General features: G+C 63.7%; 27 protein-coding genes and 1 riboswitch. Of the genes, 19 read left to right on the forward strand and 8 right to left on the reverse strand.

From position 1 onward, the window contains the following. Positions 1 to 62: 62 nt before the first annotated feature. Complete coding sequence (locus ACFVSI_RS17635; protein WP_387826424.1) at positions 63 to 1,463, reverse strand: glucose-6-phosphate dehydrogenase; 1,401 nt, start codon at positions 1,461 to 1,463, stop codon at positions 63 to 65. Between the two features lie 170 nt (positions 1,464 to 1,633). Between ACFVSI_RS17635 and ffh the strand changes: the two genes are divergently transcribed. Together ffh and ACFVSI_RS17645 are read left to right on the forward strand one after the other, a co-directional pair. Further along, a complete protein-coding gene (gene ffh / locus ACFVSI_RS17640; protein ID WP_144659980.1) occupies positions 1,634 to 3,217 on the forward strand; it encodes a signal recognition particle protein in 1,584 nt (527 codons plus the stop codon). A gap of 61 nt (positions 3,218 to 3,278) precedes the next feature. Continuing rightward, entirely contained in the window at positions 3,279 to 4,001 is a 723-nt protein-coding gene (locus ACFVSI_RS17645) for an alpha/beta fold hydrolase (protein WP_387826427.1), read from the forward strand. Here the strand turns inward: ACFVSI_RS17645 and thiC are convergent. Beyond that, entirely contained in the window at positions 3,989 to 5,803 is a 1,815-nt protein-coding gene (gene thiC / locus ACFVSI_RS17650; protein WP_387826430.1) for a phosphomethylpyrimidine synthase ThiC, read from the reverse strand. The two genes, ACFVSI_RS17645 and thiC, sit on opposite strands and share 13 nt — an antisense overlap. Further along, positions 5,798 to 5,905: riboswitch (TPP riboswitch) on the reverse strand. Its footprint overlaps the gene before it by 6 nt. 96 nt (positions 5,906 to 6,001) lie before the next feature. On the opposite strand from thiC, the gene ACFVSI_RS17655 reads away from it, so the two are divergent. The 17 genes from ACFVSI_RS17655 to ACFVSI_RS17735 all read left to right on the forward strand — a co-directional run bounded on the left by ACFVSI_RS17655 (position 6,002) and on the right by ACFVSI_RS17735 (position 19,308). Continuing rightward, positions 6,002 to 7,084, forward strand: coding sequence for an amidohydrolase family protein (locus tag ACFVSI_RS17655; protein WP_387826433.1), 1,083 nt, complete (start codon positions 6,002 to 6,004; stop codon positions 7,082 to 7,084). A 77-nt stretch (positions 7,085 to 7,161) separates the two neighbouring features. Further along, entirely contained in the window at positions 7,162 to 8,070 is a 909-nt protein-coding gene (locus ACFVSI_RS17660; RefSeq protein WP_387826436.1) for a VOC family protein, read from the forward strand. 86 nt (positions 8,071 to 8,156) lie between these two features. Further along, positions 8,157 to 8,594: a hypothetical protein gene (locus tag ACFVSI_RS17665; protein ID WP_387826438.1), complete on the forward strand. Its 438-nt coding sequence runs from the start codon at positions 8,157 to 8,159 to the stop codon at positions 8,592 to 8,594. 237 nt (positions 8,595 to 8,831) lie between these two features. Next, positions 8,832 to 9,254, forward strand: coding sequence for a 30S ribosomal protein S16 (gene rpsP, locus ACFVSI_RS17670; protein WP_018776208.1), 423 nt, complete (start codon positions 8,832 to 8,834; stop codon positions 9,252 to 9,254). A gap of 1 nt (position 9,255) precedes the next feature. Then, a complete protein-coding gene (locus ACFVSI_RS17675; protein ID WP_144659985.1) occupies positions 9,256 to 9,498 on the forward strand; it encodes an RNA-binding protein in 243 nt (80 codons plus the stop codon). Positions 9,499 to 9,627: 129 nt separating this feature from the next. Further along, the gene (gene rimM, locus ACFVSI_RS17680) at positions 9,628 to 10,173 is read left to right on the forward strand and encodes a ribosome maturation factor RimM (RefSeq protein WP_387826442.1); all 546 of its coding nucleotides are present in this window, start codon (positions 9,628 to 9,630) and stop codon (positions 10,171 to 10,173) included. Then, on the forward strand, positions 10,170 to 10,970 hold the full coding sequence (gene trmD / locus ACFVSI_RS17685) for a tRNA (guanosine(37)-N1)-methyltransferase TrmD (protein WP_387826445.1): 801 nt from the start codon (positions 10,170 to 10,172) through the stop codon (positions 10,968 to 10,970). Before rimM ends, trmD begins: the two co-directional genes overlap by 4 nt. A 265-nt stretch (positions 10,971 to 11,235) precedes the next feature. Beyond that, entirely contained in the window at positions 11,236 to 11,589 is a 354-nt protein-coding gene (gene rplS, locus ACFVSI_RS17690) for a 50S ribosomal protein L19 (RefSeq protein ID WP_144659988.1), read from the forward strand. A gap of 81 nt (positions 11,590 to 11,670) precedes the next feature. Beyond that, the gene (lepB, locus tag ACFVSI_RS17695) at positions 11,671 to 12,348 is read left to right on the forward strand and encodes a signal peptidase I (protein WP_387826449.1); all 678 of its coding nucleotides are present in this window, start codon (positions 11,671 to 11,673) and stop codon (positions 12,346 to 12,348) included. Continuing rightward, positions 12,349 to 13,143, forward strand: a complete 795-nt coding sequence (lepB, locus tag ACFVSI_RS17700) for a signal peptidase I (protein ID WP_387826452.1) — start codon at positions 12,349 to 12,351, stop codon at positions 13,141 to 13,143. It begins immediately after the preceding gene. Then, positions 13,144 to 13,914 carry a ribonuclease HII gene (locus ACFVSI_RS17705; RefSeq protein WP_387826454.1) on the forward strand — a complete coding sequence of 257 codons (771 nt, stop codon included), beginning with the start codon at positions 13,144 to 13,146 and terminating at the stop codon, positions 13,912 to 13,914. Between the two features lie 68 nt (positions 13,915 to 13,982). Then, on the forward strand, positions 13,983 to 14,327 hold the full coding sequence (locus tag ACFVSI_RS17710; protein ID WP_018776202.1) for a DUF2469 domain-containing protein: 345 nt from the start codon (positions 13,983 to 13,985) through the stop codon (positions 14,325 to 14,327). A 114-nt stretch (positions 14,328 to 14,441) separates the two neighbouring features. Further along, positions 14,442 to 14,807 (forward strand): YraN family protein, encoded by a 366-nt coding sequence (locus tag ACFVSI_RS17715; protein WP_387826477.1) that lies wholly within the window; start codon positions 14,442 to 14,444, stop codon positions 14,805 to 14,807. Then, positions 14,808 to 16,349 (forward strand): YifB family Mg chelatase-like AAA ATPase, encoded by a 1,542-nt coding sequence (locus tag ACFVSI_RS17720; RefSeq protein ID WP_387826457.1) that lies wholly within the window; start codon positions 14,808 to 14,810, stop codon positions 16,347 to 16,349. 37 nt (positions 16,350 to 16,386) lie between these two features. After that, positions 16,387 to 17,577 carry a DNA-processing protein DprA gene (gene dprA, locus ACFVSI_RS17725; protein WP_387826459.1) on the forward strand — a complete coding sequence of 397 codons (1,191 nt, stop codon included), beginning with the start codon at positions 16,387 to 16,389 and terminating at the stop codon, positions 17,575 to 17,577. 63 nt (positions 17,578 to 17,640) lie between these two features. Beyond that, positions 17,641 to 18,567, forward strand: coding sequence for a tyrosine recombinase XerC (locus ACFVSI_RS17730; protein ID WP_387826462.1), 927 nt, complete (start codon positions 17,641 to 17,643; stop codon positions 18,565 to 18,567). 237 nt (positions 18,568 to 18,804) lie between these two features. After that, positions 18,805 to 19,308 carry a DUF3145 domain-containing protein gene (locus ACFVSI_RS17735; protein ID WP_018776197.1) on the forward strand — a complete coding sequence of 168 codons (504 nt, stop codon included), beginning with the start codon at positions 18,805 to 18,807 and terminating at the stop codon, positions 19,306 to 19,308. 104 nt (positions 19,309 to 19,412) lie between these two features. Here the strand turns inward: ACFVSI_RS17735 and ACFVSI_RS17740 are convergent, their stop codons facing one another. The 6 genes from ACFVSI_RS17740 to ACFVSI_RS17765 all read right to left on the reverse strand — a co-directional run. Next, the gene (locus ACFVSI_RS17740) at positions 19,413 to 20,648 is read right to left on the reverse strand and encodes a beta-ketoacyl-[acyl-carrier-protein] synthase family protein (protein WP_387826465.1); all 1,236 of its coding nucleotides are present in this window, start codon (positions 20,646 to 20,648) and stop codon (positions 19,413 to 19,415) included. 127 nt (positions 20,649 to 20,775) lie between these two features. After that, on the reverse strand, positions 20,776 to 21,021 hold the full coding sequence (locus tag ACFVSI_RS17745) for an acyl carrier protein (protein WP_011692310.1): 246 nt from the start codon (positions 21,019 to 21,021) through the stop codon (positions 20,776 to 20,778). A gap of 116 nt (positions 21,022 to 21,137) precedes the next feature. Then, positions 21,138 to 22,199, reverse strand: coding sequence for a beta-ketoacyl-ACP synthase III (locus tag ACFVSI_RS17750; RefSeq protein ID WP_144659997.1), 1,062 nt, complete (start codon positions 22,197 to 22,199; stop codon positions 21,138 to 21,140). Next, on the reverse strand, positions 22,196 to 23,125 hold the full coding sequence (locus ACFVSI_RS17755) for an ACP S-malonyltransferase (protein ID WP_387826468.1): 930 nt from the start codon (positions 23,123 to 23,125) through the stop codon (positions 22,196 to 22,198). The genes ACFVSI_RS17750 and ACFVSI_RS17755 overlap by 4 nt, the downstream gene beginning before the upstream one ends. Before the next feature lie 88 nt (positions 23,126 to 23,213). After that, a complete protein-coding gene (locus tag ACFVSI_RS17760) occupies positions 23,214 to 24,458 on the reverse strand; it encodes a CdaR family transcriptional regulator (RefSeq protein WP_262275238.1) in 1,245 nt (414 codons plus the stop codon). Between the two features lie 183 nt (positions 24,459 to 24,641). Further along, positions 24,642 to 24,851, reverse strand: a 210-nt coding sequence (locus ACFVSI_RS17765; protein WP_387826471.1) for a hypothetical protein, incomplete at its 5' end; no start/stop codon positions are given.

Consider the following 24,851-nt stretch of genomic DNA (forward strand, 5'->3'; position numbering starts at 1 on the left):
GAGAACAAGCGGGCCGGGTACCACTAAAGGTACCCGGCCCGCTTTCGCGTTCGACGGCGGCGTCAGTTCCCGACGGCGGTGGGCCAGGAGGCCGGCCCGGCGCTTCCGGCGTCGTACTCTTCCAACGGAACCTCGTCCTTCTCCCAGGCGCGAAGGACGGGCTCGATGATCCGCCAGCAGTCCTCAGCGGTGTCTCCTCGCACGGACAGCAACGGATCGCCGGTGAGGATGCCTTCCAGGACTTCACCGTAGGGCAACAGGTCCGCTGCGCTGAGTTCGGCCACCAGGCTGGCTCTGTCCAGGGTGAAGATGTCTCCGGGGCCGTTGACGTCGACGTCCAGCTGCAGGACGTCCGGGCCAAATCCAATGCGGAGCTGGTTGGGCGAGTCCACCCCCGAGAATCCCTGCGGCAGGTGCGGAACCGGCCGGAAGGTGATGACGGCTTCCTTGCGCCGCTGCCCCAGCGCCTTCCCTGAGCGAAGGATGAAGGGAACTCCCGCCCACCGCCAATTGTCGATTTCGACCTGCACCTCTGCGAGAGTCTCTGTGTTGCGGCCGGGATCCACGCCTTGCTCGGCCGTGTAGTCGGGCACTGCGCGCTCACCCAGGGTGCCGGCCGTGTACCTGGCCCGGCGGGTGGAGGCCTCATAGGGGGCTTTGATGCTGCTGGCCCGCAGCACGGTGGCTACGGCATCACGTAGGTCGCGTTCCTCGATGGTGGCCGGGGCGTCGATGGCCAGGAATGCCATGATGTGCAGAAGGTGGCTCTGGATCATGTCCCGCATGGCACCCGCGGTATCGTAATAGCGCGCCCGGCCTTCGAGGGCCAGGTCCTCATCGAAGATGACTTCCACACTTTCAATGTGGTCACGGTTCCAGACGGGCTCAAGGAACCGGTTGGCGAAGCGGAGGCCCAGGATGTTCAGCACCGTGGCCTTGCCCAGGAAATGGTCCACGCGGTGAATGTGGTCCTCGGGGACCAGTGCCGCCAATGTTTTGTTCAGCTCGTGAGCTGATTCCGTACCTGAACCGAATGGCTTCTCCATGACCAGTCGCGTTCCTGCCGGCACTTGATCCCGATGCAGTACTTCGCAGGCCTTCTGGCTGACGTGGGGTGGCAGGGCGAAGTAGACGGCGACGGGGCCCTCCAGCTGTGCAAGCAGATCAGCCAGGGGGCCATCCGCTGTCACGTCCACCTGGTGGTAGGAAGTGCTGTTGGCAACAGCGTCCAGTGCCGCGTTCCCGGCCTCATCCGCCGACGTCGACGCCGCCGCGAAAGCGCCCTTGACCCTTTCCTGCCATTGTTCGGGGGACCAGGGGTCGGAGCCGGCACCCACCAGCCTCAGACCGGGCGCGCGTCCGGCCGCCAGCAGCCCTGCAAGCCCGGGCAGGAGCAGCCTGCCTGTCAGGTCCCCGGACGCGCCGAGGATGAGCAACGTTTTTACAGTTGTTTTACTGGTCACTGTGCCAGCATGCCACCTTGCCAGCGTGACTTGGTACCCTAGATAGTCGAGTCCCGTGGATAACGCAGATTTGTTGTGGTTGAGACACATCTGTTGGGGCAGTAATCGTCAAGACTCTGGTGTGCCGGACCGGCCACCATTCGTAGACCATCGAAAGAAGTGCACGGCGCGTGTTCAATTCACTCTCTGACCGGTTGACAGCAACCTTCAAGAACCTTCGTGGCAAGGGCCGCCTCACCGAGGCTGATGTCGATGCCACAGTCCGGGAGATCCGCCGTGCCCTCCTGGACGCCGACGTCGCCGTGTCCGTGGTCCGTGAGTTCACCGGGCGCATCCGCGAACGTGCCCTGGGCGCCGAGGTTTCGGGGGCGTTGAACCCGAGCCAGCAGATCGTCAAGATCGTCAACGAGGAACTCAAGGAGATCCTCGGTGGCGAGACCCGCCGTATCCGCCTGGCGAAAACCGGCCCGACCATCATCATGCTGGCCGGTCTCCAAGGTGCCGGTAAGACCACCCTGGCGGGCAAGCTGTCCAAGTGGCTCAAGGCCCAGGGCCACAGCCCCCTGTTGGTGGCGTGCGACCTTCAGCGCCCCAATGCAGTAACCCAGCTCCAGGTTGTTGGACAGCGTGCCGGTGTCCCTGTCTTCGCCCCGCACCCCGGCGCCACCTCCTCCGAACTTGAGCACCCCGCCGGTGACCCGGTCGCTGTTGCCAAGGCCGGTGTCGAGGAAGCGCGCCAGAAGCTTCACGACGTCGTGATCGTGGACACGGCCGGCCGCCTCGGTGTTGACGCCGAGATGATGGACCAGGCCCGCCGGATCCGCCAGGCGATCATTCCCAACGAAGTCCTTTTCGTTATCGACTCCATGATCGGCCAGGACGCCGTCAACACGGCGATGGCCTTCGATGAAGGCGTCAACTTCACCGGCATCGTCCTTTCCAAGCTCGACGGCGATGCCCGCGGTGGCGCCGCCCTGTCCGTAGCGTCGGTGACCGGCAAGCCAGTCATGTTCGCGTCGACGGGCGAAGGCCTGGACGATTTCGAACTCTTCCACCCGGACCGCATGGCCTCGCGCATCCTGGACATGGGTGACGTCCTCACCCTGATCGAACAGGCTGAGAAGGCGTGGGACAAGGAAGAAGCAGCCCGGATGGCGAAGAAGTTCGCCGACCAGGAAGACTTCACCCTGGACGACTTCCTCGCCCAGATGCAGCAGATCCGCAACATGGGCTCCATGAAGAAGATGCTCATGATGATGCCGGGTGCCCAAAACATCCGCCAGCAGCTGGAGAACTTCGACGAAAAAGAGATCGACCGCGTCGAGGCCATCGTCCGCTCCATGACACCGCATGAGCGTGTCGCCCCCAAGATCATCAACGGTTCACGCCGTGCGCGTATCGCCAAGGGCTCCGGTGTCCACGTGTCCGAGGTCAACGGGCTGTTGGAGCGTTTCGCCCAAGCCCAGAAGATGATGAAGAAGCTGGCCCAGGGTGGCGGCATGCCGGGGATGCCCGGAATGCCTGGCCTTGGTGGTCCTGGCGGCGGACGCAAGAACGGCAAGAACGCTCCCAAGAAGAAGGCACGGTCCGGCAATCCGGCCAAGGCGGCCCAGGAGTTGCGCGACGCCGAGGCCAAGCGGGCCAACGCAGCTTCGGCAGCTCCCAAGGGTGCAGCTTTCGGCCAGGGCGCAGCGGACTTCGATCCGTCATCGCTGAACCTTCCCAAAGGCTTCGACAAGTTCCTCGGCAAATAACCCGCGCCGACATCCCAACCGCACTGGTTGGGATGTCGGAGCTGTCGCATAGGCTGAACCAATGCAGAAGCAGCGCGTAGTCTTCCTTCACGGAGTGGGCAGTTTCGGTGCTGCGGCGTGGCCGAAGCAGCACGGAATGGCCCTTCACTACGACGCCCTGTTCCTCCGCAGGCACGGCTTCGATCCCGTGGCCGAGCCCGTTGAGTCCGATGTCGCTGCCGATGTTGCCATCGTGATCCAGGCTCTGGCTGATTCGGGCGGAGGTCACGTGGTGGCGCATGAGCAAGGTGCCATTCCTGCCATGCTGGCAGCGGTGGAGCGCCCGGACCTTATCCATTCTCTGGTCTTGGTGGAGCCGGCCTGCCTGTCCTTGACTGCGGAGCTTCCGGCCACTGCTTCTTACCGCGCATTGATGGAACCGCTGTATGAGGTGCGGGGCCAGCTCAACGACGCCGATTACCACCGAGAGTATTACCTGCGTGCCTTCTCTGCTGAAACAGGTGGCTTGGAAACCCTCGAGGCCCAGCGCTCGGCCCGTCGCTTGAGGCTGCAGGCGCCCCCGTGGGGAGCACCGCTGCACATCGTTCCCGGAGTACCCACCCTTGTCCTGACGGGCGGGTGGGAACCTCTGTACGAGGAAATTGCCGCGTACCTCCAGGAGACCGGCGCCCTCCGCCGCGTTGCAGCGGGCGGGCACCGGCCCCAGGATTCATCCGACGGCGATCACATCATCCGCAGCTTCGTTGCAGACGTGGGACGGACCCGGTCGGTTCAGGCATCCTGAGTTCGCGGTACTTGAAGTTCCGGCAAATACACCTTCCCGCCGGCGGCGAGGAATTCTGCACTCTTTTCCCGCATGCCCTCTTCCCTCACGTCGTCGTACATTCCTGCGATGGCCGCTTGTGACTCCGCCGAGCCATACTCGTCGCGGATGTCCTGGCTGATGCGCATGGAGCAGAACTTGGGACCGCACATCGAGCAGAAGTGTGCCGTCTTGGCGGGCTCTGCCGGCAGGGTTTCATCGTGGAAGGACTCCGCGGTGACCGGATCCAGGGACAGGGCAAACTGGTCCCGCCAACGGAATTCGAACCTGGCTTTGGACAGGGCATCATCGCGCTCGTGTGCTCCTGGGTGTCCCTTGGCCAGATCTGCTGCATGCGCCGCGATCTTGTAGGTGATCACTCCTGTTTTCACGTCGTCCTTGTTGGGCAGGCCCAGGTGCTCCTTGGGCGTGACGTAGCAGAGCATGGCTGTGCCGTACCGGGCGATCTCAGTGGCACCGATGGCCGAGGTGATGTGGTCATAGCCGGGAGCGACGTCGGTGACCAACGGTCCCAGCGTGTAGAAAGGGGCCCCCTTGCACAGTTCCTGCTGCCGTTCGACATTCTCACGGACCAGGTGGAACGGAATATGCCCGGGACCCTCCACCATGACCTGCACGTCGTATTCCCAGGCTCGCTGGGTCAGTTCGGCCAGCGTATCCAGCTCAGCAAATTGTGCGGCATCGTTGGCGTCGGCAGTAGCACCCGGGCGCAGGCCGTCTCCCAACGAGAACGCGACGTCGTACTGGGCAAAGATTTCGCACAGCTCGTCGAAGTGCGTGTAAAGGAAGTTTTCCTGGTGGTGGGCCAGGCACCATCCGGCCATGATGGATCCACCGCGGGAGACGATGCCCGTGACGCGGTTGGCGGTCAGCGGCACATACCTCAGCAGCACACCGGCGTGGATGGTCATGTAGTCCACGCCCTGTTCGCACTGCTCGATCACGGTGTCGCGGAAGATCTCCCACGTGAGCTTGTTGGCCTCGCCATTGACCTTCTCCAGCGCCTGGTAGATGGGCACTGTGCCGATCGGTACCGGGGAGTTCCGGATGAGCCACTCGCGGGTGGTGTGGATGTCGTCGCCCGTGGACAGATCCATGACAGTGTCAGCGCCCCACTGGGTGGCCCACTGCAGTTTGTCCACTTCCTCCGCGATGGAACTGGTGACGGCGGAGTTTCCGATGTTGGCGTTGATCTTCACCAGGAAGGCCTTGCCAATGATCATGGGCTCGGACTCGGGGTGGTTGATGTTGTTGGGAATGATCGCCCGGCCGGCGGCAACTTCGCTGCGGACCAGTTCCACATCGCAGTTTTCACGCAGCGCCACGAACCGCATTTCGGGCGTTACCATTCCCTGCCGCGCGTAGTGCATCTGGGTGACGGTTTTGCCTTCGACGGCGCGGCGGGGCACGGGTTGTGCACCCCTCCATTCGGCAGAGGCGGCGCCGCGCCGCAAAGCCGCCTTGCCGTCGTCGAGCAGGTTGCGTTCACGGCCCGTGTACGCGGCAGTGTCGCCGCGGGCCTCGATCCAAGCGGCCCGGAAGGCTTCAAGGCCCACTACGGGATCGCTCCCGGGGCCCGCCGTCCGGTACACCTGCAGTGGCGGGTTCGCCTGGCCATTGGGGGAGGGCTCAAGCGAAATTTCGGTCACCGGAACGCGGATGCCGGTGGCTGGGTCTTCGACATAGGCCAGCGAATGGGACTTCAGGGACTGCGTAACAACCTCGTTTTGGGCAGGGCTGTGCTGTGTTTCGATGGTGCTCAAGGATTACTCACTTCCTTCGCCGGCATTACCCGGACAGGTTCAACGGTCGCAGGCCGCCTCAGCCCGATCTCAGCCCCTGCAAGGGCCCCCGTGTGGTCATGACGAAGCTACCACAGCTCCCATGCGCTACCCAGTCACATGGCACCTGGTCACATGTTGGCTGCACTTGCCGGCCCTGTACCGGACTAGGATTCTGGCATGTCCAACATCATCGAATTCAGCGGACCCGTGCTCGTCGCCGCAGATCAGGAGCGACGCGGGATGTGGTCCGTTGGGGGCACACTGACGTTCGAGCGCCCCAAGGAGCAACCGGACAGAGTGCTTGACGGCTGGGTCCTGCCGGGATTCGTTGATGCCCATTGCCACATCGGACTGGGCGCCGGTGGTGCGGTGGATGGGCCCACGACCCTCGCGCAGGCCCAGGCGGACCGGGACGCGGGAACCCTGCTCATCCGCGACTGCGGCTCACCCAGCGACACGCGGTGGGTGCAGCAGCGCGAGGACTTGCCCCGCCTGATCAGATCCGGCCGCCATATAGCCCGAAGCCGCCGGTACCTGCGCGGATTGGGTCACGAGATTGAGCCGGAGCAGTTGGTCGAGACCGTCCGGAAGGAAGCCCGCGACGGCGACGGCTGGGTGAAACTGGTGGGCGATTGGATAGACCGGGGTATTGGTGACCTGGCTGCCTCCTTTCCGGCGAAGACGGTCAAGGATGCCATTTCCGCCGCCCATGACGAGGGCGCCCGGGTCACGGCGCATTGCTTTGCCGAAGACACCATCGACGACATGCTTGATGCCGGTATCGACTGCATCGAACACGCTACGGGTCTGTTGCCACGCCACATTCCACGGCTCGTGGAGCAGTCCGTTCCGATCGTTCCCACACTTGTCAACATCGCGACCTTCCCGGATATCGCCGCCCAGGCTGCGCCCAAGTTTCCTGAATACGCGGACCACATGACGCGCCTCTGGGATCGTCGGCGTGAACGCGTGGTGGAGGCGTACGAGGCCGGAGTCGCCATTCATGCCGGTACGGATGCTGGCAGCGTCATCCGGCATGGCCGGATCGCAGACGAGATGAACGAACTGTACGACGCCGGCCTGCCGCCGGCAGCGGTCCTTGATGCGGCCACTTGGGGCGCCCGCAAGTGGCTGGGAGCCGAGGCCATCAGCGAAGGGGCGAGTGCCGACGTCGTGATTTGCCATGAGGATCCGCGCCGGAATCTGGCTGCCGTTTCCGCGCTGAAGCACGTCGTCCTTCGAGGGCAGCTGATCCGCTAGGAATAAATTGAAGCTTCAAGTAATTTAGATGGGTAGAACGAGCCGAAAGGCGGCCGCATCGACACCGGGAGCTTCACATGTCCGCTTCATCCAACCAGGACCTACTGCCTGCCGACCTCGCCATGGGCACTGTCATGCTCAAAGTCGGCGACATGAAAGTCATGAGTGACTACTACCAGCGCGCCTTGGGGCTGGAAGTTGTGGCCGAGCAGGACGGCGGCCTCTACCTGGGGCGGGTCGGCAAGCCCGTCGTCCATCTGGCGCCGGCCGCCGGTCTTCACCTGCCGGGGCGTGGTGAGGCCGGGCTGTTCCACACCGCCATCCTCTTCCAGGACCAGCCCTCCTTGGCGGCCACCATCGCAACCGCCGCCGGATATGAACCCCGGGCCTTCGTGGGAAGCGCCGACCACCTCGTCAGTGAGGCGTTCTACTTCACCGACCCCGAAGGCAATGGCATTGAGCTCTACTACGACAAGCCGCGTGAAGGCTGGCAGTGGGACGGCAAGAATGTGGTCATGGACAACGTGGCCCTTCCGCCGCAGCGCTTCCTCCAGGAACACCTGAGCGAAGCCGCGGTCACAGGCCAGCACGAGGCTGCGGCCGGGGTAGGGCACGTCCACCTTCAGGTTGGCGATGTCGCGACGGCCCACAACTTCTACGTCGACACCCTGGGTTTCGAGAAGACGGCGGGTTGGCACGGCCAGGCCCTGTTCGTCTCGGCCGGTGGGTACCACCACCACATGGCCATGAACGTGTGGAACAGTCGCGGTGCGGGGCCCCGGAAGGACACCCTGGGGCTCGGCGAAGTGCTCATTGAGGTCCCCGCAGGGGATGACGTCGGCGCGCTGGCCGATCGTCTGCGGGTTGCCGGAGTGCAGAACCACCACACGGGCGCAGAATTGCAGTTTGAAGACCCATGGCGGAACAAGCTGCGGGTGGCCGTTCGCCGTCCTGATTCCGCTCCCGGAGTCCAGGCGGGCGCTTAGCTGCACTAGGCTGGGCAGTGAAGGTGCAGGACCACCAGTCCTGGGCCCCCATGCCCCGTCAGCACGAAGGATTGAGAGTACTTTCCATGGGCTTTGCCGAAATTTTTGTAGCCACCCACGACGAAGCGCTCAAGCGGGCAGCTGCCCTGGATAAGGGCGCGGATGTTGCCGGCCCCGCAGTCCGGATCAACGGCATCACGGACTACGAAGTGGAACAGCTTGGAGACCTGGCGGGACAGGCAGTCCATGCTGCTGGTGCCGACTACGAACTCGCGTTGGTGGATGTCACCAGTGACGCGCTGCTCGGTGTTCCGGAGGCGATGGTCAGGGCGCTTGCAGAACTGCTCACCTACGAAAGCGAGGGCGAAGCCAATGTCCTCGACGACGTCGCTGCCGCCTGGGCTGCGCAGGAAGACATGCCCTTCGAAGCCGTGCAGTCACGGCAGTACGTCCAGCAACTGGCTGCCCTCGCTGCGGACGTGGAAAAGGCTGAGCGGGCCGGGCTCTACGTCTGGTCTGAATAACCTGTCCGCCGGCCGCTCCTGCGATCGCGCCGCCACCGAGTGTGACCAAGAACTCACCGGCCCGCGCCGCGCAAGTCGTAAATGGCCCGGGCATCTGGCACAATAGACAGGTACTCGATCGGTGCGGCCCCTCTCTCCGTGCTCGCATCTTGTCCTTCGAACCGTCAAGTATGGCCCGCCCCACGGGTGCAGAACGCGCGGTTCAACCCCGTTTCAGAAACAGGAGTGACCACAAAAGTGGCCGTAAAGATTCGCCTTAAGCGCTTCGGTAAGATGCGCGCACCGTACTACCGCATTGTCGTCATGGATGCCCGCGCCAAGCGCGATGGCCGTGCCATTGAAGAAATCGGCAAGTACCACCCCACCGAAGAGCCGTCGTACATCGAGGTCGCCTCCGAGCGCGCCCAGTACTGGCTCTCTGTTGGTGCCCAGCCGACCGAGCAGGTCGCCGCGATCCTCAAGATCACCGGTGACTGGCAGAAGTTCAAGGGCCTCCCGGGCCAGGAAGGCACCCTGAAGACCAAAGCTCCGAAGGAAGCTTTCGTAGCTCCGGAGAAGGGTTCCGTCATCATCCCGGAAGCCATCACCAAGAAGGCCAAGAAGGACGACGCTGCTGAGGCTCCGGCCGAAGCTGAAGCAGAGACCACCGAGGCTGAGTAAGTTGCTGGCAGAAGCGCTCGAGCACTTGGTCCGTGGGATCGTTGACAGCCCTGAGGATGTCAAGGTCAGTGCCAGGAACAACCGTCGCGGGGAATCCCTCGAGGTGCGCGTTCACCAGGAGGACCTCGGACGGGTGATCGGCCGTCAAGGACGTACTGCACGTGCACTGCGCACTGTGGTTGCTGCCTTGGCTGGTGGCGAGCAGGTCCGGGTCGACGTCGTCGATACCGACCGCCGCCGGTAACGCGCTCAGCACTTTTTGTCTTAGGTCCGGCCCCTTCACCGAATATGGTGGAGGGGCCGGATTGCTTTGTCCAACACTTCACCACCGCGACTGCCCGGCGGCGCGGAACAACAGAATTCAGAGGAACCCATGCAGCTCCAGGTGGCACGGATCGGCAAACCCCATGGCATTCGTGGCGAGGTGACGGTGCAGGTACTCACCGACGCGCCCGCAGAGCGCTTCGTCGCGGGGACCGAGTTCGTCGTGGAGCCGGCCTCAGCCGGCCCGCTGACTGTCCGCAGCGCCAGGTGGAACAAGGACATCCTGCTGCTCGGCTTCGAGGAGATCGCGGACCGCAATGCCGCCGAAGCCATTCGTGGGGCAAAGCTGTTCATCGAAACGGAAGAACTCGACGACGACGGCGAGGAAGGCTGGTACGAGCACGAGCTCGTTGGCCTTGAGGCCCGCGTGGGTGCCCAAACGGTGGGCAAGGTCGCGGCGCTGAACACCATGCCCGCCCAGGATCTGCTGGTCATTGAATCCGTAGACGGCAAGGAGATTTTGGTTCCCTTCGTCGACGAAATCGTCCCGGAGGTCAACGTCGAGGAAGGCTACATCCTGATCACTCCGCCGGCTGGCCTGTTCGAGCTCAACGACGAAGGCGCTGCGGAATCCGCCGGGGAGCCTGCTGAATGAGGATCGATGTCGTTAGCATCTTCCCTGAGTACCTTGCCCCGCTGGAGCTCTCGCTCATAGGCAAGGCCCGGCAGGATGGATTGCTGGAGCTTAATGTCCACGATCTCCGTACCTTCACCACGGACAAGCACCGGACAGTCGATGACACCCCGTACGGCGGCGGTGCCGGCATGGTCATGAAGCCCGAACCGTGGGCGCAGGCGCTTGAGTCCTTGGTACCTGGGGAGGCGGGCACCAAGCCGGTGCTCATCGTTCCATCACCGGCGGGGGAGCGCTTCAACCAGGCGTTGGCCTATGAACTTGCCGAGGTAGAGCAACTCGTCTTCGCTTGTGGTCGCTACGAGGGCATTGACGAACGCGTCATCGACTGGGCCCACGAGCACTTCACCGTGCGCCCGGTCAGTCTTGGTGACTACGTGCTCAACGGGGGCGAAGTTGCCGTCCTGGCCATGGTGGAAGCGATCGGCCGCCTCCTTCCCGGAGTGGTCGGCAATCCCGAATCCTTGATCGAGGAGTCCCACTCCGATGGGCTCCTGGAGTACCCCGTTTACACCAAGCCGTCATCGTGGCGGGATCATGATGTGCCGGAGATCCTGCTCAGTGGCAATCACGGGAAGATTGCCCAGTGGCGCCGCCATGAGCAATTCCGCCGAACCGCCGAACGGCGCCCGGACCTTCTGGCGGATTTCGACGCCGGTGCGTTGAGCCGCGCGGACCGCAACGCACTGGCAGAGCTGGGTTACGACGTCGTGGACGGTCGCTTGCGGGGCAGGCCCGGCGGCGACGCCGCCAACTGAACCTTCCTGCCGCCGTCGAACGTTGGTCCCTCCTGCCAGTTGGCCGGATTGCTGTGCATATGGCAGAATTAACCCTTGTGTCTGCTGGGCTGACACCTGCCACAGGGGGAGTTCAGCCAACAGTCGGACAACCCGGTGACGCCAATCAGTGGCGGAGCCGGACACTAAGAAACTTCGGCGGAAATTTCCGGGCCCCTCGTGCGCTCCGGGCTTGTCCGCCGTAACCCAAAGTGAATGACCTGTGGCGTTCACCAGGAGTGGATTAATGCATATCCTCGATAGCGTAGATGCAGCCTCGCTGCGTAGCGATGTTCCTGAGTTCCGCGCGGGTGACACCCTCAAGGTTCACGTCAACATCATCGAAGGCAAGAACTCCCGTGTCCAGGTATTCCAGGGCTTCGTCCTGGGCCGCCAGGGTGACGGCGTTCGCGAAACCTTCACCGTCCGCAAGGTTTCCTTCGGTGTCGGCGTAGAGCGTACCTTCCCGGTACACTCCCCGATCATCGAAAAGATCGAGGTCGTCACCAAGGGTGACGTCCGCCGCGCCAAGCTTTACTACATGCGCGCACTGCGCGGTAAGGCTGCGAAGATCAAGGAAAAGCGCGACTTCGCCAAGTAAGTCCTGCGACTTACGCAACGGGTCCAGGATTCGTGCCCGGTAGTTCCGGAGCAATCCGCAACGCAACACAGGATACGAGTCATGGACACAACAGAACGCCAGCCCCGGAAACAGGGCTGGCGTTTTGTTTTGCTGGCGCTGGTCCTCGCGATCGCCATCAGTGGCCTGGTCCGTTCACTCTGGGTGGACGTCTACTACATTCCTTCCGAATCCATGGAGCCTCTCCTGATGACGGGCGACCGGATCCTGGTCTCCCGCACCGATTTCAGCGTCGAACCGATCCGGCGTGGCGACGTCGTGGTCTTCGATGGCCGCGGTTCCTTTGCGCCGCTGAGCAGCGGCAAGGGTCCCTTCGTGGATGCGGTCAACGCAGCCGGGCAGTGGTTTGGGCTGATGGGCAGTGATACCACGTACGTGAAGAGGGTTATAGGCGTCCCCGGGGACCATGTTCAGTGTTGCGATGCCACCGGCCACCTCACAGTGAACGGTCAGGTACTTGAGGAACCCTATCTATACCCGGGTGACGAACCCAGCACACAGAAGTTCGACGTCGTCGTGCCGCGCGACCGTCTCTGGCTGATGGGCGATCACCGTTCACGTTCTGCCGACTCCCGCGGGCTGCTGGGCGCGCCGGGCGGCGGCATGGTTCCCATCGAACGGGTTATCGGAAGGCCGGTCCAGATCATCTGGCCACTTGATAGATTTACAGGGATGCCTCGCTCTCCGCAGGCCGAAACATCATCGAAGAACGGACAGTAGATGCCGGACAAAGCTCCCGGGACACCCGAGCGGTACGACGACGACGCGCGGCTCTCGGACGAAACGGCAAGTACGGGCGGGGCTGCGGAGACCCGGGCCGAGGCACAAAAGTCGCCCAAGAACCCGGTCATGGTATGGGTCCGGGAGATCCTCACCGTTGTGGCGATTGCGCTGGTGCTGTCCTTCCTGCTAAAGACCTTCCTTTTCAAGGCATTCTTCATCCCCTCGGAGTCCATGGAAAGCACCCTGGATGTCCAGGACCGGATCTTCATCAACCTGCTGGTTCCCGGGCCATTCGACCTCTCGCGAGGGGACGTGGTGGTCTTCAAGGACACCCAAGCGTGGCTGCCGCCTGTCGCGCAGAAGCCCGCCGGCCCCATGGACTGGGTGGGAGACACCCTTGAATTCGTGGGCCTGGCTCCCGATGCCAGCGAGCAGCACCTGGTCAAGCGGATTATCGGGCTCCCCGGCGATCACGTCAGCTGCTGTGACGCCCAAGGGCGCGTCAGCGTCAACGGGGTTGCGCTCAACGAAACCTACATAAATCCTGCTGAAAGCCCCTCGCCCCAAACCTTCGACGTCGTTGTTCCCGCGGGTAAAGTGTGGGTTATGGGCGATAACCGCAACCACTCTGCGGACTCCCGGGCACACCAGGAAACCAACGGCGGATTCGTGAACATCGAAGACGTTGAGGGCAAGGCGACCGTTATCGCCTGGCCCATCAACCGGTGGACCGTCCTGGACAACTACCCGGACGTCTTCCGTAACGTCCCACAAGCAACCCCCGCACAGTAGATGGCAACGACAACAACAGGTCCTAAGGCCAAAGGCAAGACCCCGCCCAAAGGCAAGGCCCTGCCCAAAGGCAAAGCAAAGACCAAGAGCCCCCTTGGGTTTCCCACGTTGGATGTGGAGAGATCGTTTCTCTCCCAGGGTGTGCGCCTGCTTGCCGGCGTGGATGAGGTAGGACGCGGTGCTTTGGCCGGTCCAGTCAGCGTGGGAATCACGGTGGTTGACCTGGCCGAGCATGGCCTCTTGGCGGACGTGCGCGACAGCAAACTGCTCAAGCCCGAGGACCGGGACCGCTTGGAACCCCTGGTTCGTGAATGGGCCTTGGCCTCGGCCGTGGGGCATGCCTCCTCACAGGAAATTGATGAGATCGGCATCATTGCCGCCCTGCGCCTGGCCGGAACGCGGGCGTGGTGTGAAATTCTCGACGGCGGCATCACCCCTGACCTGGTGCTGCTGGACGGCAGCCATAACTGGCTGTCACCGGACGTCCAGGCGTCGCTCTTTGACCCGGCGCCGACCGGTGCTCTGTGCGACGCTCCTGTCCACACCAGGGTCAAAGCCGACATGAGTTGCCTCAGCGTCGCGGCGGCCAGTGTGCTGGCGAAGGTGGCCCGCGACCGCATCATGGTGGACCTCCACTCCGAGTTGCCCGCGTACGGCTGGAATGTCAACAAGGGGTATGCCACGGCAGCCCACCGTGACGTTATCCGCCTTCAGGGTCCCAGTGCTTACCACCGCACCAGCTGGCACTTGACCGGAGCCGTGGAGGAATAACTCCTGCCAGTCGCGCAGCTGTTGTGTACTTGGCGCGTACCCACCAGCAGATAGTGCAAGATGGAACTATGAGTGCCGAGGACCTTGAAAACTATGAAACCGACATGGAGCTGCAGCTCTACCGTGAATACCGGGACGTAGTTGGTCTGTTCAGCTACGTTGTCGAGACGGAGCGACGGTTCTATCTGGCCAACCATGTCGATCTCCAAGCCCGCAGCGCGGACGGTGAGGTTTACTTCGACCTGACGTTGCAGGACGCGTGGGTCTGGGATGTTTACCGCTCAGCGCGTTTCGTCAAGAACGTCCGTGTCATCACCTTCAAGGACGTCAACGTCGAAGAACTGCCCCGCAGCGAAGACCTTGCATTGCCCAAGGACGGCGGGCTGGGAGACCTTGGAGATCTCGGCAACTAGCACTCTACCGGCACGCACTTTTCCTCCACAGCCTACGAATTCGGCCGGTTTACGCACATAGCGGCATCCCGCCCTGTCACGGTCCGCCTCCAGCCTGAAGGCTGGTCAGTGGAGGTGATGGCCATGAGGGCAAAAGACCTGCTGGGCCAATATGGCGAGGCATTGGCGGCGGATTTCCTGGCGGACCAGGGGATGCGGATCATCGATCGCAACTGGCGTTGTGCCGATGGGGAAATCGACATCGTTGCGATTGACGGGGACACCCTGGTGGTGGCCGAAGTCAAGACCCGGAGGAGCCTGGCCTACGGGCATCCATTCGAGGCTGTAGGACCGGCCAAATTGGCCCGGCTCCATAGACTTGTCTCGTCCTGGTGCCGCGCCCACGAGTTCAAGGCACAGCGTCAACGTGTTGACGTGGTGTCGGTGGTAGACAGCGGCTTCGGTGATCCCGTGCTGGAACACCTTCGGGGTGTTGGGTAGATGGGGGTCGGGCGCAGCTACAGCGTCGCCCTTGTGGGCCTGAACGGCTACATCGTGGAAGTAGAGGCCGACATCGGCCAAACGCTACCCAACTTCGTGATCCTCGGGCTCCCCGATGCTGCCTTGAACGAGGCGAAGGAACGAATTCGCTCGGCCGCGCAAAACTCAGGGATACCTTTGAGCCGCAGGAAGATCACGGCGAATCTCATTCCTGCCTCACTTCCGAAACGTGGTTCGGGATTCGACCTGGCGATCACCATGGCAGTGCTGCGGGCTGCCAAGGACATCAGGTCCATCGACGGGACCGTGTTCATCGCTGAGCTTGGCCTGGACGGCAGGCTGAGACCGGTCCGTGGAATGTTGCCCGCGGTCATGGCCGCCGTCCAAGCGGGCTATCCGGACATCGTGGTGGCCGAGGCGAATGTTGCGGAGGCAGCGCTCGTCCCGGGCGCAAACGTCCGGGGCTACAAGACGCTGGCCAGGCTGGCGTACGACTTTGGCGCAGACCCGAAAGACCTCGCTCTGGACTATGAGCCCGCGGACGAGGATGCCCCTGATCCGGACGTGGACAGCTTGGCCTCGACGCCTGATCTTTGCGATGTCTCAGGGCAAGGCGAAGCGCGGCGCGCGCTGGAAGTGGCTGCTGCCGGGGGACACCACATGCTGCTGACCGGCCCGCCGGGAGCCGGCAAGACGATGCTGGCCGAGAGACTTCCTGGATTGTTGCCGGACCTGTCGGATACGGCGGCAATGGAGGTGACCGCCATCCATTCCTTGGCCGCGGTCCAAGCCTCTGCCGTTCGGTTGGTCCGGCGGCCGCCTTTTGAGAATCCGCACCACAGTGCAACGGCCGCTGCCATCATCGGTGGCGGCTCGGGGCTTCCGCGGCCAGGCGCCGCATCACGCGCCCATCGGGGCGTGCTGTTCCTCGACGAGGCTCCGGAGTATGAACGACGGGTGTTGGACGCCCTTCGGCAGCCACTGGAAAGTGGCGAGCTGGTGATCCACCGTTCGGCCGGAACTGCTGCCTATCCTGCCCGCTTCCAACTGGTTCTGGCCGCCAATCCATGTCCTTGCGGGAAAGCATCCGGCAAAGGGATGGAGTGTACCTGCACGGCGATGATGCGACGCCGCTACTTCGGGAGGATGTCAGGCCCGCTGCTGGACCGCGTCGATATCCAACTGCAAGTGGAAAGGGTGTCCTTGGCGGACTTCGGGAACGCCGGGAAAGAAGAGGACACGGGCACAGTGGCAACGCGGGTAGCAGCCGCCAGGGAGAGGCAGCTGGTCCGCCTGAACGGCTTCGGGCTTGAGACAAATGCGCAGGTCCCAGGACGAAGCCTCCGCGGCGAACTGCGGTTGTCCCCGGGAACCACACGGATCCTGGACGCCGCCTTGGAGCGGGGCATCCTGACGGCGCGGGGCTACGACCGTGTCCTGAGGCTCGCCTGGACGCTGGCGGATCTAGACCTCAGCGATAAGCCCGATGCTGACCACATAGGGCAGGCACTGGGCCTGAGACAGGCTGCGGGGGCGGCATGAGCACCTTGAATTCGAACGGGAAACTGGAGTGGCAGGGATGAACGAGCGCGACAAGAACAGAACAGCCCGGGCAGCACTGGCGCGCCTTATGGAACCCCAGGACTCCGTAGGTCTGGCACTGGTCCAGGTAGCGGGGCCGGTCGACGCCCTTGGCGTTGCAACGGGGGAGCTGCGAACTGGACCTGCCCTGGAACAGGAGATCTCCGCCGTGCTCCGAGACGGCGGAGGACCCGCAAGCTGGCCAGGGCTCAAGGACAGTCTCAAGCGGTGGGCACCTCGTGTTGCCGACTTGGCTCCCGAACGCGACTTGGAGACCATGCGGCGGCTTGGTGGCCGTTTGATCATTCCCGGAGATGACCTGTGGCCGGAGCAATTGTCCGATCTTGGCCTTCAGGAACCCCTCTGCCTGTGGTGGCGGGGGCACGAGCAGGAACTGCCGTCAGCACCGCACGCCATCGCGCTGGTGGGCTCCCGGGACAGTACCGGTTATGGCGCATCGGTCACGGGAGACTTCGCATATGGACTGGCCCAGCGCGGCTTTACCGTGGTCTCAGGCGGCGCCTACGGCATCGACGCCCACGCGCACCGTGGAGCGCTCAATGGAGGGGTAGCCGGGCTGCCCACCATAGCGGTCATGGCCGGGGGAGTCGACCGCTTCTACCCCTCCGGCAACGAGGACCTCCTGCGGGCGGTCTGCACCCAGGGAGCTGTTGTTTCGGAAGTTCCCCCGGGTTCGGCCCCCACACGGTACAGATTCCTGCAAAGAAACCGGCTCATTGCGGCCCTTGCCTCTGTCACCGTGGTGGTGGAGGCCCGGTGGCGTTCAGGGGCACTGAATACGGCGCACCACGCTGAGGCCATGGGTCGCGTGGTGGCTGCCGTTCCTGGATCAATCCACAGCGCCAACTCGGCCGGCTGCCACCGCCTTCTCAGGGAAGGGGGAGCCGTTTGCGTGACGGACGTGGGGGAGATCGCCGAGCTCGCCGGGGCCATAGGTGAGTCCGATGCCGGGGACAAAGACGAGGCCGCGGCTGCCCATGACGGGTTGTCGCTTGAGGACCTTATTCTTCTGGATGCCCTGCCCCTACGCTCCTCGAGTTCCGTGGAAAAGCTATCCGTCGTGGCGGGGTTGAGTCCCGTTGCAGTTCGTGCGGGCCTTGGCCGGCTGGGGCTGTTGGGCCTGGCCATTTCGGAACGGGGTGCATGGAAGCGTGGAAAGAGTGCTTAGCGACTTTGGGAGCAGGCATGTTGGTGCAGGCGCCGGACGACGACTGCTGGCAGAGTTGGAAGAGTGGACGGACGATCACTACCTGCAGCCCTGGCCGACGCAATAGAGGGATTTCGTCGATACCTCGAGGGTGAGCGGGCACGGTCGGCCCACACCGTCCGTGCCTACACGGCGGATGTTGAGAGCCTTCTCGCTTTTGCCGTGGAGGAGGGGGTCCAGGAACTGGCCCAACTCGAGCTCGGATCCCTTCGGCGTTGGCTGGGTGCCCAGAGTGAGGCGGGAATGTCCCGGGCTACGTTGGCCAGACGTGCGGCAACCGCCAGGTCCTTCACGAGCTGGGCGCTACGGGAAGAACTGATCCCCACCGACCCTGCGGTACGGCTGCAGGCCCCCAAGCGCAGTAAGTCCCTCCCAGGCGTTTTGCAGCAACAGCAGGTCACCCGCATCGTTGATGACCTGGGCGTCGCCGCCGAGGACGGTGGTCCGATGGCCCTGCGCAACCGGGCCATGGTTGAGCTGCTTTACGCCACAGGTGTCCGGGTGGGCGAACTTGCGGGACTGGACATTGATGATCTGGACCCGGACCGAAGAACCCTGCGTGTGCTCGGAAAGGGTAACAAAGAGCGCACCGTGCCATTCGGTGTGCCGGCTGCCCTGGCCGTGGATGATTGGCTCAGGCGCGGCCGCCCGGCCCTAGCGGCCGCACGTAGCGGGCCGGCCCTGTTTCTGGGAGTCCGGGGTAACCGCGTCGATCCCCGGCAGATCCGCTCCGTGGTCAGCGGGTTGCTCCAGGCGTTGGGTGATACCGCCGCCACCGGCCCGCACGCGCTGAGGCATAGCGCGGCTACGCATCTTCTGGACGGCGGCGCCGACCTGCGTGCCGTCCAGGAAATTCTCGGGCACAGCAGCCTCGCCACCACGCAGATCTATACCCATGTGTCCGTGGACAGGCTCAGGAACAGCTATCAGCAGGCGCACCCGCGGGCCTGAACATGAACGCTTCAGACACCGCACTGGCGGAAAGCAGCAGCGTACGGCAAAATGAAAGCACCACGGGGAAACCTTCAATTCACGCTTGAGGGTTAGATCTGTGCCAAGATCGTCAGCAGGACTACACAAATGAATAGCCTGTCAGGGCCCACATGAATTCCATGGCATCCGGCAGCATCAGCAAACATCCAGGCAGAGGTCGTTGGGGAAGACGTACCTACAGCTATGGAGGATGGAATGTCTGTTGCAACAACCCGCGGTGTCCTGTTCGTGCACTCTGCCCCGACTGCACTTTGCCCGCATGTCGAGTGGGCCATCGGATCGGTCGTGGATAAGCGGACCGATCTTGAGTGGACCCCTCAACCTGCCGCGCCCGGAATGTTCCGGGCCGAGCTTTCCTGGACCGGTGCTCCGGGAACCGGGGCACAACTGGCGTCGGCTCTTCGGGGCTGGGCGCATCTGCGGTACGAGGTCACCGAGGAACCCAGCCAGGGCGTCGACGGCGCCCGCTGGTCGCACACGCCCGAACTCGGCATTTTCCATGCCGTGACCGATGTGCACGGCAACATCATGGTGACCGAAGACCGCATCCGTTACGCGTATGAATCCGGTGCCGGAGATCCCTCGGCCGTTTACCACGAGTTGTCCCTGGCCTTGGGTGAGGCGTGGGACGAGGAACTCGAGCCATTCCGGCACGCTGCCGAAGGCGCCCCCGTACGCTGGCTGCACCAGGTGGGCTAAGAGAGCCCAGGCAGGCAATACCCCATAGCAATGAAGAGGGCCCCACCGAATGGTGGGGCCCTCTTCACGTCAAGGCAAAAACCCTCGGACTAACCGAGCCTGCTTCAGACGTTTCGCACCGCAATCACGGCATTGTGTCCACCGAAACCGAACGAGTTGCTCAGCGCTACGATGTCTCCGGCCGGAAGGTCGCGGACGGAGGTTACGACGTCGAGGGGGATCTCGGGGTCCTGGTTCTCGAGGTTGATGGTGACCGGTGCCTTGCGTTCGTAAACGGCCAGCACGGTCAGGACGGCTTCGACAGCGCCCGAGGCACCCAGGAGGTGGCCCATCTGCGACTTCGTTGCGGAGACCGCGACGTTGTCCACGTGGGAGCCCAGGGCGGCCCGGAGGGCCGTGTACTCGGGCTTGTCGCCTACCGGCGTGGAGGTGGCGTGCGCGTTGACGTGCACGACGTCTTCAGCCTGGATCCGGCCATCGAACATTGCAGCCTTCAGCGCCCGGGTGGCACCAAGGCCCTCGGGGTCCGGGGCTGTGATGTGGTAGGCGTCTGCCGTCACCGACGTTCCAGCGAGTTCGGCGTAAATGCGGGCGCCGCGTGCGATGGCGTGTTCCTCGGCCTCCAGGACCAGGGCGCCGGCCCCTTCGCCCATGACGAAGCCGTCACGGTCGAGGTCGTACGGGCGGGAGGCGCGCTCGGGCTCGTCATTGCGGCGGGAGAGAGCCTGCATGGAAGAGAAGGCGGCCAACGGCATAGGGTGGATAGCCGCTTCGGCGCCACCGCATACCACTACGTCAGCTTTGCCGGACCGGATCAGGTCCAAACCAAGGTGGAGAGCCTCTGTGCCGGATGCGCAAGCGGAAACCGGCGTGTGGGCACCGGCGCGTGCTCCCAGGTCGAGGCTGACGGCAGCCGCTACGCCGTTGGGCATGAGCATGGGCACAGTCATGGGGAGGACACGGCGCGGGCCCTTGTCCCGGAGGGTGTCCCAGGCGTCCAGAAGAGTCCAGACGCCGCCGATTCCGGTAGCAAAAGCCACGGCCAGGCGGTCGTGGTCGATCTCCCCGATGCCGGCGTCGGACCAGGCTTCGCGTGCGGCGATGACGCCAAACTGCGTGGACGGGTCCATCCGCTTGGCCTCAACCCGGCTCAGGACCTCCAGGGCAGGCGTGGAGCACCTGGCAGCAAAGTGGACGGGGAGGTCGTACTTGGCGACCCACTCGTCTTCGAGGGTACGGGCGCCGGAGACCCCTTTCAGCGCGTTCTGCCACATTGTGGGTACGTCGCCGCCGATGGGAGTGGTGGCCCCCAGACCGGTTATGACTACTTTGCGTGCCATGCGATCACTCTCTGTCGGATCAGCCGTCCCGTTCGCGGTCAGCGCGGGCGGCAGGAAAACTTTGGGCGTTATTGCGGCTGTGCCGGGCAGGGACTGGCGCCCCGGCCCGGCACAGCTGGTTTCAGGACTAGGCCTGTGCGTTCGCGATGAAGCTGACGGCGTCGCCGACGGTCTTGAGGTTCTTGACCTCTTCGTCGGGGATGCGGACGCCGAACTTCTCTTCAGCGTTGACGACGATGGTCATCATGGAGATGGAGTCGATGTCCAGGTCCTCGGTGAAGGACTTGTCGAGCTCGACGGCTTCGGTGGCAAGGCCGGTCTCTTCGTTGACGATTTCAGCCAGGCCGGCCAGGATCTCTTCGTTGCTAGCCATTGTTGGCTCCTTTTCTTGTTGTACCGGCTGCTGCCGGAAAGGGGGCAAACCGCGGTTACGGTTTGGGTTTGTCAGGAATATTCAGTTGGCTGGAGGCCGCCGTGGCCGGTCCAGGTCTATGGCAGGACGACAACCTGTGCGCCGAAGACCAAGCCGGCGCCGAAGCCGATCTGCAGGGCAAGGCCGCCACTCAGGCCAGGGTTCTCCTGGAGCAAGCGGTGCGTTGCCAACGGGATGGAGGCAGCTGACGTGTTTCCGGCTTGGGCGATATCACGGCCGATCACCACAGACTCGGGAAGCTTGAGCTTCTTCACCATCTCATCAATGATGCGCATGTTCGCCTGATGGGGAACGAACGCAGCAAGGTCACTGGCTTCGATGCCTGCAGCGTCCAATGCCTGCTGGGCTACCTTCGCCATCTCCCATACCGCCCAGCGGAAGACGGTCTGTCCGTCCTGACGCAGGGTTGGCCACACATCCTGGGTTGCCGAAAGGATGGCGGGGTCATCAATTTCGTCGGAGTGCCTGGCGGACTCGCCGAGCTTCTTGACGTCTTCAAGGGAGTGGGTCATGCCGATGGCGTCCCACTTGCTGCCGTCGGAGCCCCATACGGAGGGGCCGATACCGGGTGTGTCGGAGGGGCCAACGACGACGGCGCCGGCTCCGTCACCCAGGAGGAACGAGATGGTGCGCTCGTGGTTGTCGATGACATCCGAGAGCTTTTCGGCGCCAACCACCAGAACGTACTCGGCTGCGCCGGAGCGGACCAATGCATCAGCCTGGGCAACGCCGTAGCAGTACCCGGCACAGGCGGCAGAGATATCAAAGGCGGGTGCCGGCGTCGCGCCCAAACGGTCAGTCAAAGCGGCGGCAGCGGAGGGCGTCGCGTAGGGGTGGGTAACTGTGGAGACAATGACGGCCCCAAGCTGTGACGCTTCGATGCCTGCCTGGGCCAGTGCTTCCCGGGCTGCACCTTCGGCCATGTCGATGACGCTGACATCCTCCGCCGCGCGGTGGCGGGTGATGATGCCGGTACGCTGGCGAATCCATTCATCCGAGGAATCGATCCACTGGCACACGTCCTCGTTGGTGACGATGACGTCCGGGCGGTACGCGCCGATACCCAGGATGCGGGAATTCTCATTCACGGCGGCTTTGTTCAGTACCGGGGTGCTCATGCCTGTCCCTCCAGTTCAGCAAAGAGTGCGAGAGCCGCGGACAGGTCGTCCGGGGTTTTGACTGCGACGGTCTTGACGCCGGGCATCCCGCGCTTGGCCAGTCCGGCCAGGGTGCCGGCCGGTGCAAGTTCAATGACGCCGGTAACGCCGCGCTCCACCAGTGTTTCCATGCACAGGTCCCAGCGGACCGGTCGGGACACCTGGGCAATGAGGCTCTCGACGGCGGCAGGGCCCGCCGTGACTTCCTTGCCGTCGTAGTTGGACAGAAGGGGCACCGAAGGGCTCTGCGGCGACAGCGAAGGCTTGAGGGCTTCGAGGGCGCTGACCGCGGGGGCCATGTGGGAGGTGTGGAAAGCGCCGGCAACCTTGAGCGGAATCACACGGGCTTTTGCGGGCGGGTTGTCCGCGAGGGCCTTGAGCTGCTCGAAGGTTCCCGCGGCGACGGTCTGGCCGGCACCGTTGACGTTGGCGGGGGTGGCGCCGGAGGCTTCGATTGCCACCAGGACCTCGGCGGGGTCGCCGCCCACTACGGCACTCATCCCGGTGGGGGTCACTGCGGCTGCGGCAGCCATGCTGTTGGCGCGTTCGCGGACGAAGGTCATGGCCTCGGCTTCGGTGAGGACGCCGGCAAGGGCGGATGCCGTGATTTCACCAACGGAGTGGCCGGCCAGAATGACCGGCAGGGTGCTCAACTCGACGTCGAACAGGGACTGCGCGGCCACAAGGCCCGCCGCGACTATCAGCGGCTGTGCGACGGCGGTGTCCTTGATGGTTTCTTCATCGGAGGTGGTGCCATGGGCCTTGAGGTCAATGCCTGCGATCTCGCTCAGGGCGGCCACTTGGCCTTCGACGGAGGGGAGTTCCAGCCAGGGGGCCAAAAATCCGGGGGTCTGGGAGCCCTGTCCAGGGCAGACGATTGCAAGCACGTATCCAGCTTTCCAAATTGCCACGTGATCCACTGGTGTTTTGGTACACCAAGCTCACTGGGTCAGTTTGTAGGAAGTCTACAACGGTTCAGTTCTGCGAACGTGACGCATGACGTTCGGGAACGGCTTTTGGCGGGGCCGAAAGCCGTCCTACAACCAAGGCCGTTTGCAGCACAAACGCCTCCCTTGGGAGCAGTGGATCCCAGCCTGTCACGTCGCAGACACGCTTCAAACGGTAGCGCACTGTGTTGGCATGGACGAACAGTTCCCGGGCCGTTGCTTCCAGGGAATGACCCAACTCAAGGTACGTCCCGAGTGTCTCCACCAGGCCGTTCGAAGCCGCCAGAAGGGGCCTGTAGATGTTTTTGATCAGGGATCTCCGGGCAGCGTCATCGCCGGAAACAACGCGCTCCGGCAGGAGATCGTCGGCGGCAACGGGTCGCGGGGCGGAGGGCCACGCGCGGGCCGCAGTGAGGCCTGCGAACGCGGCCTGGGCGGAGCTGCTTGCTTCCAGCAGGGAACCGGCTTCAGGGCCGTACACCACGGCGCCTGGCGCGAAAAGTTCACTGAGCTTCAGGTAGGCCGTGTCCCGGTCCTGGACTCCACCGAGAATCAGGATGAGGCGGTCACCCTGGATACCCACCAGCGCGTCCTCGGCGAACCGGCCGGCAGTGCGTCGCAGTTCGCTGACGTAGCTCGCGCTGGGTTCCGACGGGGAGTTGCCGACCATGACAGTGAACCGCTCCTGCGCTTTCCATCCAAGCGCCGCGATCCGGGACCGCAGCGCATCGGTGTTCTCTCCACGGAGGATTGCATCAACAATCAGCGCTTCCAGGCGGGTGTCCCAGGAGCCGCGTGACTCTGCAGCGCGCGCATAGACATCCGCAGCAGCGAACGCCACCTCCCGGGAGTAGCGCAGGACGGCTTCACGCAGGGAAGGCTGGTCGGATTCCGGAGCTATGACTGGCACTTGGTCTTCGACCACTTCAACCACGATGCGGATCAGTTGCAGGGCCTTCTGCAGGCTGATGGAACGGGTGAGCTCGGTGGGGGCGTTGCCAAACACGTCGGTAAGGATCCAGGACGGCGAGCTGGGGCGCTCATACCAGGTGACGAAGGCGGCGATTCCGTTCTGCGCCACCAAGCCCAGTGCGGAGCGCTCATCGGAACTCAGGCGGCTGTACCAGGGGAGCGACTTCTCCAGTTGACGCATCGTGCTGGTGGACAGTTGCCCGACGTTGGCGCGGAGCTGCCGAAGGGTTTCCGCCTTTTCCGGCGACAACGCCTGGGGCGCTGCCTTGCGCTTTGAAGTTGTTTTGGTGGGCTCTGCCATGGAATGAGCATACGGCCCCGCGGTGGGAAGCTCCATTTGTGCGAAGGCTACAACTCGCCTTGTCGCCCGTCACGTTCCGCCGGGCCGCACCCAGTGCCCTTAAAGCCCGACGGCGGTCCCCACCTTTGGTGAGGACCGCCGTCGCGGTTTGTGCTGGTGATGCGTGACGTCCCGGAAGGGGACTTAGGCGTCGCCGCCTGCTCCGCCGGTGGTGCCGGCGTTCACATCCAGGAGCCGGTACTTGTCGATCGCCTTTTCCACGGCACCTTCTTCAACTTCGCCCTTGGCGGCGAGGAGTTGGAGGGTTTTGGTGACGATGGAGTGGGTGTCGTTTTTGAAGTAGCGGCGGGCGGCTTGGCGGGTGTCGGAGAAGCCGAAGCCGTCTGCTCCGAG

Origin of the sequence: Paenarthrobacter sp. NPDC057981 (assembly GCF_042886835.1) — a bacterium.
Classification (GTDB): Bacteria; Actinomycetota; Actinomycetes; order Actinomycetales; family Micrococcaceae; genus Arthrobacter.

What these genes read in the sequence shown, in the direction of transcription:
- ACFVSI_RS17760 (WP_262275238.1), bottom strand. Translation starts at nt 24,458, where the DNA reads ATGGCAGAGCCCACCAAAACAACTTCAAAGCGCAAGGCAGCGCCCCAG.
- lepB (WP_387826449.1), top strand. Translation starts at nt 11,671, where the DNA reads ATGGACACAACAGAACGCCAGCCCCGGAAACAGGGCTGGCGTTTTGTT.
- ACFVSI_RS17745 (WP_011692310.1), bottom strand. Translation starts at nt 21,021, where the DNA reads ATGGCTAGCAACGAAGAGATCCTGGCCGGCCTGGCTGAAATCGTCAAC.
- trmD (WP_387826445.1), top strand. Translation starts at nt 10,170, where the DNA reads ATGAGGATCGATGTCGTTAGCATCTTCCCTGAGTACCTTGCCCCGCTG.
- ACFVSI_RS17750 (WP_144659997.1), bottom strand. Translation starts at nt 22,199, where the DNA reads ATGAGCACCCCGGTACTGAACAAAGCCGCCGTGAATGAGAATTCCCGC.
- ACFVSI_RS17645 (WP_387826427.1), top strand. Translation starts at nt 3,279, where the DNA reads ATGCAGAAGCAGCGCGTAGTCTTCCTTCACGGAGTGGGCAGTTTCGGT.
- ACFVSI_RS17665 (WP_387826438.1), top strand. Translation starts at nt 8,157, where the DNA reads ATGGGCTTTGCCGAAATTTTTGTAGCCACCCACGACGAAGCGCTCAAG.
- ACFVSI_RS17720 (WP_387826457.1), top strand. Translation starts at nt 14,808, where the DNA reads ATGGGGGTCGGGCGCAGCTACAGCGTCGCCCTTGTGGGCCTGAACGGC.
- lepB (WP_387826452.1), top strand. Translation starts at nt 12,349, where the DNA reads ATGCCGGACAAAGCTCCCGGGACACCCGAGCGGTACGACGACGACGCG.
- ACFVSI_RS17740 (WP_387826465.1), bottom strand. Translation starts at nt 20,648, where the DNA reads ATGGCACGCAAAGTAGTCATAACCGGTCTGGGGGCCACCACTCCCATC.
- dprA (WP_387826459.1), top strand. Translation starts at nt 16,387, where the DNA reads ATGAACGAGCGCGACAAGAACAGAACAGCCCGGGCAGCACTGGCGCGC.
- ACFVSI_RS17710 (WP_018776202.1), top strand. Translation starts at nt 13,983, where the DNA reads ATGAGTGCCGAGGACCTTGAAAACTATGAAACCGACATGGAGCTGCAG.
- rimM (WP_387826442.1), top strand. Translation starts at nt 9,628, where the DNA reads ATGCAGCTCCAGGTGGCACGGATCGGCAAACCCCATGGCATTCGTGGC.
- ACFVSI_RS17735 (WP_018776197.1), top strand. Translation starts at nt 18,805, where the DNA reads ATGTCTGTTGCAACAACCCGCGGTGTCCTGTTCGTGCACTCTGCCCCG.
- ACFVSI_RS17660 (WP_387826436.1), top strand. Translation starts at nt 7,162, where the DNA reads ATGTCCGCTTCATCCAACCAGGACCTACTGCCTGCCGACCTCGCCATG.
- rplS (WP_144659988.1), top strand. Translation starts at nt 11,236, where the DNA reads ATGCATATCCTCGATAGCGTAGATGCAGCCTCGCTGCGTAGCGATGTT.
- ACFVSI_RS17655 (WP_387826433.1), top strand. Translation starts at nt 6,002, where the DNA reads ATGTCCAACATCATCGAATTCAGCGGACCCGTGCTCGTCGCCGCAGAT.
- ACFVSI_RS17705 (WP_387826454.1), top strand. Translation starts at nt 13,144, where the DNA reads ATGGCAACGACAACAACAGGTCCTAAGGCCAAAGGCAAGACCCCGCCC.